The sequence below is a fragment of the Streptomyces sp. genome, from assembly GCF_031178505.1.
Lineage (GTDB): Bacteria > Actinomycetota > Actinomycetes > Streptomycetales > Streptomycetaceae > Streptomyces > Streptomyces gulbargensis.
The window spans coordinates 1-4,841 of record NZ_JAPSIW010000552.1; the positions used below are offsets into that span (position 1 = coordinate 1).

4 protein-coding genes are annotated in these 4,841 nt (G+C 76.2%); 3 read left to right on the forward strand and 1 reads right to left on the reverse strand.

Features of this window, described 5'->3' with window-relative positions:
• The 3 genes from RIF68_RS27535 to RIF68_RS27545 all read left to right on the forward strand — a co-directional run.
• On the forward strand, positions 1 to 171 hold a 171-nt coding region (locus RIF68_RS27535), incomplete at its 5' end, for a proprotein convertase P-domain-containing protein (RefSeq protein WP_309054007.1).
• 139 nt (positions 172 to 310) lie between these two features.
• Positions 311 to 988, forward strand: a complete 678-nt coding sequence (locus RIF68_RS27540) for a response regulator transcription factor (protein ID WP_309054004.1) — start codon at positions 311 to 313, stop codon at positions 986 to 988.
• Positions 981 to 2,501, forward strand: coding sequence for a histidine kinase (locus tag RIF68_RS27545; RefSeq protein WP_309054005.1), 1,521 nt, complete (start codon positions 981 to 983; stop codon positions 2,499 to 2,501). The genes RIF68_RS27540 and RIF68_RS27545 overlap by 8 nt, the downstream gene beginning before the upstream one ends.
• A 13-nt stretch (positions 2,502 to 2,514) precedes the next feature.
• On the opposite strand, the gene glgP is transcribed toward RIF68_RS27545, so the two are convergent.
• A partial coding sequence (gene glgP, locus RIF68_RS27550) for an alpha-glucan family phosphorylase (protein WP_309054006.1) occupies positions 2,515 to 4,841 on the reverse strand: 2,327 nt, incomplete at its 5' end.

Sequence of the window (4,841 nt, forward strand, 5' to 3'; positions counted from 1 at the left end):
ACCGTCTACAACCTGCACAACCGCACCGGCGGCAGCGCCGACAACATCGTCCAGACCTACACCGTGAACGCCTCCTCCGAGGTCGCCAACGGCGCCTGGAAGCTCCGCGCCCAGGACAAGGCCCGGGTCGACACCGGCTACATCAACAGCGTCAAGCTGACCTTCCCGTAAAGGGAGGCGACGCCAGGCCGGGGCCCGGAGGGAACCTTCCCTCCGGGCCCCGGCGCGTGCACGGCGACCCACGACGGCGCCGGGGCCCTGCCCTGCGGGCGGACGGCGCCACGTTCCGGACACGACCTAGGCTGGTCGCATGATCAGGGTGCTGCTGGCGGACGACGAGGCGATGATCAGGGCCGGGGTGCGGGCCATCCTCGCCACCGATCCCGGGATCGAGGTCGTCGCGGAGGCCGGCGACGGGCGGGAGGCCGTCGGCCTCGCCCACCGGCACCGGCCCGACGTCGTCCTCCTCGACGTGCGCATGCCCCGTCTGGACGGGCTCGCCGCCGCCGAGGAGCTGCGGGCCACGCTGCCGGGGACGGCGGTGGTCATGCTCACCACCTTCTCGGAGGACGCCTACATCGCCCGCGCCCTCGGCTGCGGGGTCGCCGGCTTCCTGCTGAAGTCCGGCGACCCGCGCGAACTGATCGCGGGGGTACGGGCGGTGGCGGCGGGCGGCGCCGCCCTCTCCCCCACCGTCGCCCGCCGGATCATCGACACCCTCGGCGGCGAACGCCTCTCCCGCGCGGCCGGCGCGCGCTCCCGCCTGGAGCCGCTGACCGGCCGTGAGCGCGAGGTCGTGGCGCTGCTCGGCGCCGGCCTCTCCAACCAGGAGATCGCCGGCCGGCTGCACGTCGTGGAGGGCACCGTCAAGGCGCACGTCAGCGCGGTCCTCGGCCGTCTCGGTCTGCGCAACCGGGTGCAGCTCGCGATCCTCGCGTACGAGGCGGGACTGGTCCCGGACGATGCCCAGGGCCTGCCCGGTGCGTGAGACCACCCCGCTCCGCGCCCGTCTCTTCGACCTCGGACTCTGGCTGCTGCTCTGCGTCCCGGTGCTGCTGCGCTCCGACCCGGCCGACGGCGGCTCCTGGACCCAGGTCGCCCTCGGTGTCGTCCTCCTCGGCGGCTGCGTCGCCGTCAGCCGCCGCCTGCCCCTGGTGCCCCTGGCCGTGACCGTCGCGGCGAGCCTGCCCGCCACCCTGGAGCTGTTCACCCCCTCGTACAGCCTGGCCCTCGTCGCCTTCGGCTATCTCGCCGGCCGGCGGCAGGAGCACAGCCGGGGGGCGCTCTGGCTGTTCGGCGGGGTCGCGGCCGTCGGGCTGCTGCTCACCCGGCTCACCAGCACCTCCCTGGGTCCGTGGTTCACGCTGCTGCTCGCCGTCGCGCTGGCGATCGTCGCGCCCTGGCTCGTCGGCCGTTACGTCCGCCAGTACGACCGGCTGGTGCGCAGCGGCTGGGAGCTGGCCGACCGGATGGAACGGGAGCAGGCGGCCGTCGCGGACCGGGAACGGCTGCGCGAGCGGTCCCGGATCGCGGGCGACATGCACGACTCGCTCGGCCACGACCTCGCCCTGATCGCGGTCCGCGCCGGCGCCCTGGAGGTGGACCCGGCCCTCGGCCCGGAGCAGCAGCGGGCCGCGGGCGAGCTGCGCCGGGCGGCCGCGGGCGCCACCGAACGGCTCCGGGACGTCATCGGGGTGCTGCGGGAGGAGGGCGCGGCCGCGCCGACGGCCCCGCCGGGCGAGACGGTGGAGGAGCTGGTCGACCGGGCGCGCGCCTCCGGCCTCGACGTCGCCCTCACCGGCGCCCCGGTCCCCGAGCTGCCCGGGATGGCGGGCCGGGCGCTGCACCGGGTCGTGCAGGAGGGGCTGACGAACGCGGCCAAGCACGCCCCGGGCGCGGCCGTGGCGGTGACGGTGGAACAGCGGGGCGGGACGGTCCGGGTACGGGTCGCCAGCGGGCCGGGCGACGGCGGCGAGCCGCTCGCCTCGGGCGGCACCGGGCTGGTCGGCCTCGACGAGCGGGTCCGGCTGGCCGGCGGCACTCTCGTCCACGGCCCGGCCGGGGACGGCGGCTTCGTCCTCACCGCCGTCCTGCCCCGGCGCGGGTCCGCCGCGCGGCCCGCGGTGGCGGCCCCGACCTCGGCCCGGGAGCTGGACCGGGCCCGGCGCGAGGTCCGCCGCGATCTGGTGCGGGCCATCTGGATCCCGCTGGCGCTGCTCGCCGCCCTCACGGTGCTGACGGCGGGTGCGGCCCTGTGGACGCAGTCCCGCTCCTATCTGGAGCGGGACGACTACGCGCGCCTGCTGGTCGGTCAGGCGTACGCGGAGATCGCCGAGGACCTCCCGGACCGGCCGCTGGCGGCGCCGCCGCCGGGCCTCGTGGCCCCTCCGCCGGGCATGGACGAGTGCCGGTACTACCGGGCCACCGTCTTCGCGGCGGTCCCGGTGTACCGGCTCTGCTTCGCCGGGGGGCGCCTCGCCGCGAAGGACGAGGTGGGCTGAGCGGGCCGGCCGGTCAGCGCAGCAGGACGCCCGGGGCTTCGGCGGCCGGTTCCCGCGGGAGGGCGACGAGGCCCAGCTCGGCGGGGTGGGACAGCAGCGGGTGGGCGGGCAGGACGCGGACCGTGCAGCCGAAGGGGCCCGTCCGGTCCAGTTCCAGGGTGCCGGCGTAGGGCTGGCGGCCGTCCAGGTCCTCGCCGCCGGCGGGCTTGAGCGCGCAGGTACGGGTGGCGGTCAGGGTGTCGTCGGCGTCGACGCGGCCGGTGACCGCCTGGACCTCCACGTCGTCGGGGCTCAGGCCGCCGAGCGAGACCCGGGCCCGGACGACCGGGGTGGCGCCGAGTTCGGCGTCCGCGCCGGTGAGGTCGCCGCCGGTGCCGGTGCCGTCACCGAGCTCCACGTGGTCGACGGCGACCTCCGGCCACGCGGCGCGGACCCTGGCCTTCCAGGCGGCGAGCTCCCGCGCCCGGTCGGGGGTGAGGGCCCGGCGGGCCTCTGCGGCGGGGACGTAGAGGCGGGTCACGTACTCGCGGACCATCCGGTCGGCGAGCACCTTTGGGCCGAGGTCGCCGAGGGTCCTGCGGACCATGGCCGTCCAGGCGGCGGGGACGCCGTCGGGGCCCCGGTCGTAGAAGCGGGGGGCGACCCGGCGTTCGATCAGCTCGTAGAGCGCGGCGGCCTCCAGGTCGTCGCGGCGCTCCTCGTCGGCGGCGGCGGTACCGTCGGCCGTGGGGATGGCCCAGCCGAACTCCGGCTCGTACCACTCGTCCCACCAGCCGTCCAGGACGGAGAGGTTGAGGCAGCCGTTGAGGGCGGCCTTCATGCCGCTGGTGCCGCAGGCCTCCAGGGGGCGCAGGGGGTTGTTGAGCCAGACGTCGCAGCCCGGGTAGAGGCCGCGGGCCATCTCCATGCCGTAGTCGGGCAGGAAGACGATCCGGTGCCGGACGCGGGGGTCGTCGGCGAACCGGACGAGTTCCTGCACGAGCCGCTTGCCGCCGTCGTCGGCGGGGTGGGCCTTCCCGGCGACGACGAGCTGCACCGGCCGGTCGGGGTGGAGCAGCAGCGCCCGCAGCCGGTCCTTGTCGCGCAGCATCAGGGTGAGCCGCTTGTACGAGGGGACGCGGCGGGCGAAGCCGATGGTGAGCACGTCGGGGTCGAGGACGGTGTCGGTCCAGCCGAGCTCGGCGTCGGTGGCGCCGCGCTGCCGCCAGGAGGCGCGGAGCCGGGCGCGGACATCGGTGACGAGCCGTTCGCGCAGGGTGCGGCGCAGCTCCCACAGCTCGCGGTCGCTCGCGTCGGGGGAGAGCCGGCCGACCTCGGGGGCGACCCAGGTGGGGGCGTGGACGCCGTTGGTGACGGAGGTGATGGGCACCTCCTCGGCGTCGAAGCCGGGCCAGAGGCCGGCGAACATGGCGCGGCTGACGGCGCCGTGCAGGGTGGAGACGCCGTTGGCGCGCTGGGCGAGCCTGAGGCCCATGGCGGCCATGTTGAAGACGCCGGGGTCGCCGCCGAGGGGGGTCTCGTCGCCGAGGGCGAGGACCCGGCCGAGGTCGACGCCCGGGAGGGCGCCGTCCTCGCCGAGGTGCCGGGCGACCAGGGCGCGGTCGAAGCGGTCGATGCCGGCGGGGACGGGGGTGTGGGTGGTGAAGACGGTGCCGGCCCGCACGGTCTCCAGGGCGGTGTCGAAGTCCATTCCCCCGCCGAGGAGTTCCCGGACGCGTTCGAGGCCGAGGAAGCCGGCGTGTCCCTCGTTGGTGTGGAAGACCTCGGGGGCGGGCGCGCCGGTGAGCCGGCTGTACGTGCGCAGGGCACGGACGCCGCCGATGCCGAGGAGCATCTCCTGGAGGAGCCGGTGCTCGCTGCCGCCGCCGTAGAGCCGGTCGGTGACGTCCCGTTCGCCGGGGGCGTTCTCCTCGACGTCGGAGTCGAGCATGAGGAGCGGGACCCGGCCGACCTGGGCGGTCCACAGGTGGGCGTGGAGGCTGCGGCCGCCGGGCAGGGCGAGGGTGATGCGGGCGGGCGTGCCGTCGGGCTCGCGCAGCAGGGTGACCGGCAGCTCTCCGGGGTCGAGGACGGGGTACTGCTCCTGCTGCCAGCCGTCGCGGCCGAGGGACTGGCGGAAGTATCCGTGCCGGTAGAGCAGGCCGACGCCGGTCAGGGGGACGCCGAGGTCGCTGGCCGACTTGAGGTGGTCGCCCGCGAGGATGCCGAGGCCTCCGGAGTACTGGGGCAGGGCGGCGGCGACGCCGAACTCGGGCGAGAAGTAGGCGATGCCGGCCGGGGGTTCGCCGGCGCCGAGCTCCCGCTGGTACCAGCGGGGGGCGTGCAGGTAGGTGTCGAGTT